Genomic DNA, 2,805 nt, shown 5'->3' on the forward strand with positions numbered 1-2,805 from the left:
ATCCAGGGGCTTGGCAATCTGGTTCTGAATGCGGCCAAGGCACGCGATTTCCCGATGCTCGAGGCCGGCGTGCTGGTGATGGCGGCAATCTTCGTGCTGTCGGCGGCGGCCGGCGACCTCGTACTGGCGCTGCTCGATCCGCGGCAACGCCGCCGGACCTCGCCATGACAGATCTGGCGGAGTTTCCCGCACCACCGCGCTCCGTGGCCGGCTTTCCGGCAGTGCGCCGGATCCGCAGTGCTTTCGCCGGATTGCCGCCGTCGGTCGTGGTCGGATCGCTGCTGCTTCTGTTCTGGGTCGTGTGCGCCATAGCAGGCAACCTCTTCGTTCCCTACGATCCCTATGCCGAGGATTTCCTGGCGATGCTGACGCCGCCCGACGCGCTGCACTGGTTCGGGACCGATCAGCTCGGCCGCGACGTGCTGTCCCGCATAGTCGTCGGATCGCGCGACATCCTGCTGGTTGCGCCGCTGGCGACGCTGGCCGGTGTCGCCGCCGGCAGCATCATCGGGTTGGTGCTCGGCTATTTCGACGGCCTGGTCGATGCCATCGGCGCGCGGCTGCTCGATACGCTGATGGCGTTTCCGTTCATCGTTCTCGTCACCATGACGCTGGTGGCCATCGGCCCGTCCAATGTAACGGTCATCCTGGTGATCGGCATCGCCTACGCGCCGCTGGTGGCGCGCACCGTCCGCGCCGCCGTGCGCGGGCAGAAGGAGCGCGACTATGTCAGCGCTGCGCGGCTTGGCGGCGAGGGCCCGCTCGCCATCATGTTTCTGGAGATACTGCCCAACATCAGGGAAACGATCTTGATCGAGCTGGTCACAAGGCTGGGCTACGCGTTCTTTTCGATCGCGACGCTGAGCTTTCTCGGCCTCGGCATCCAGCCGCCATCGGCCGACTGGGGACTGGCTGTCGCCGACGGCTATGGCTTCCTGACCGGCGGCAAATGGTGGGTCGTCGTCTTCAATTCCGCGGCAATCGTCTCACTGGTCATGGCGACCAACCTGATCGCGCAAGGCATCGGCGCGTTTGAAAATAGCGATGCATGAGCCTGGATTGGGCGCGTCGAAAAATCTCTTTTGCATTGAAGCCTGACGCGCATCCTTATATCGCATGGCTATGAAGAAAATCGGTTTCCTGTCGTTCGGGCACTGGACGCCCTCGTCGCAATCGCAAGTGCGCTCGGCATCGGACGCGCTTTTGCAATCCATCGAGCTGGCGATCGCCGCCGAGCAACTGGGGGCGGATGGGGCCTATTTCCGCGTGCATCATTTCGCCCGCCAGCTCGCTTCGCCGTTCCCGCTGCTGGCGGCAGTCGGAGCCAAGACCAGCCGCATCGAGATCGGCACCGCCGTCATCGACATGCGCTACGAGAACCCGCTCTACATGGCCGAGGACGCCGGTGCTGCCGACATCATCGCCGGCGGCCGCCTGCAGCTCGGCATCAGCCGCGGCTCGCCCGAGCAGGTGATCGATGGCTGGCGCCATTTCGGCTATGCGCCGCCGGAAGGCCAGAGCGACGCCGACATGGCGCGGCATCATGCCGAGGTCTTCCTCGAGACGCTGCGGGGCGAGGGGTTCGCCCAGCCCAATCCACGTCCAATGTTCCCCAATCCGCCCGGCCTCTTGCGCCTCGAGCCGCATTCGGAGGGTTTACGCGAGCGGATCTGGTGGGGTGCTGCCACCAACGCCACGTCGGAATGGGCGGCCAAGCTCGGCATGAACCTGCAGAGCTCGACGCTCAAATTCGACGAGAGCGGCAAGCCGTTCCACATCCAGCAGGCCGAGCAGATCCGCATCTACCGCGAAGCCTGGAAAGCGGCCGGTCACAAGCGCGAGCCGCGCGTCTCGGTCAGCCGCAGCATCTTCGCGCTGGTCGACGATCGCGACCGTGCCTATTTCGGCCGCGGCAATGAGGGCCGCGACCAGATCGGCTTCATCGAGGAGAACACCAAGGCGATCTTCGGGCGCAGCTATGCGGCCGAGCCGGATGTGCTGATCAAGGAATTGGCGCAGGACGAGGCAATCGCCGAGGCCGACACGCTGCTGCTCACCGTTCCGAACCAGCTCGGCGTCGACTACAATGCGCATGTCATCGAGGCGATCCTGACCCATGTCGCGCCGGCGCTGGGCTGGCGCTGACGCCAGATAGATCGAAGCGGAGTGCTCCAAGGGAGGGACACCATGCCAAAGAAGGCCTTGATCGCTTGGGGCGGCTGGGAGGGCCACACGCCGGAGCAGAGCGCGAAGGTCGTTCGCACCTTGCTTGAGCGAAACGGCTTCGACGTCACGCTGGGTGAGGGCACGGCGATGTTCGCTGATCCGGAGCTTGCTTCCTTCGATCTCATCGTGCCCGTCATCACGATGTCGACGATCGAAAAGGCCGAGCTGCAGAACCTGATGCATGCGGTTCGCGGGGGGAGCGGACTCGGCGGCTTCCACGGCACGATGGGCGACAGTTTCCGCAATGAGCCCGACTATCAGTTCATGACCGGCGGCCAATGGGTGGCGCATCCCGGCAACATCATCGACTATACTGTCGCGATCACCAGGCCGGACGAGCCGATCACATCGGGCATCAGCGATTTCGCCTACCGGTCGGAGCAGTATTACATGCATGTCGACCCGAGCAACGAAGTGCTGGCGACCACCACCTTCACCGACGCGCATTTTCCTGGGATAGGCGGCGTCGTCATGCCGGTCGTCTGGAAACGGCGCTATGGGGCGGGGAAGGTTTTCTACAGTTCCCTTGGTCACACTGCGGATGAGTTCGCGGTGCCGGAAATGGCGCTGATGGTGGAG

Annotated in this window: 4 protein-coding genes; all 4 read left to right on the forward strand. The window is 64.3% G+C overall.

What is annotated here, in order from left to right:
- The gene (locus tag EN893_RS40095) at nt 1–168 is read left to right on the forward strand and encodes an ABC transporter permease subunit (protein WP_348632512.1); all 168 of its coding nucleotides are present in this window, start codon (nt 1–3) and stop codon (nt 166–168) included.
- A complete protein-coding gene (locus EN893_RS27310; RefSeq protein WP_128361924.1) occupies nt 165–1,052 on the forward strand; it encodes an ABC transporter permease in 888 nt (295 codons plus the stop codon). Before EN893_RS40095 ends, EN893_RS27310 begins: the two co-directional genes overlap by 4 nt.
- Before the next feature lie 70 nt (nt 1,053–1,122).
- Nucleotides 1,123–2,145, forward strand: coding sequence for an LLM class flavin-dependent oxidoreductase (locus EN893_RS27315; RefSeq protein WP_164748804.1), 1,023 nt, complete (start codon nt 1,123–1,125; stop codon nt 2,143–2,145).
- 42 nt (nt 2,146–2,187) lie between these two features.
- Nucleotides 2,188–2,805, forward strand: a 618-nt coding sequence (locus EN893_RS27320) for a ThuA domain-containing protein (RefSeq protein ID WP_128361925.1), incomplete at its 3' end; no start/stop codon positions are given.

Origin of the sequence: Mesorhizobium sp. M7A.F.Ca.CA.004.04.2.1 (genome assembly GCF_004022825.1) — a bacterium.
In the GTDB taxonomy this organism is placed as follows: Bacteria; Pseudomonadota; Alphaproteobacteria; order Rhizobiales; family Rhizobiaceae; genus Mesorhizobium.

Coding starts and splice junctions, on each gene's coding strand:
- EN893_RS27310 (WP_128361924.1), top strand. CDS start 165: ATGACAGATCTGGCGGAGTTTCCCGCACCACCGCGCTCCGTGGCCGGC.
- EN893_RS27315 (WP_164748804.1), top strand. CDS start 1,123: ATGAAGAAAATCGGTTTCCTGTCGTTCGGGCACTGGACGCCCTCGTCG.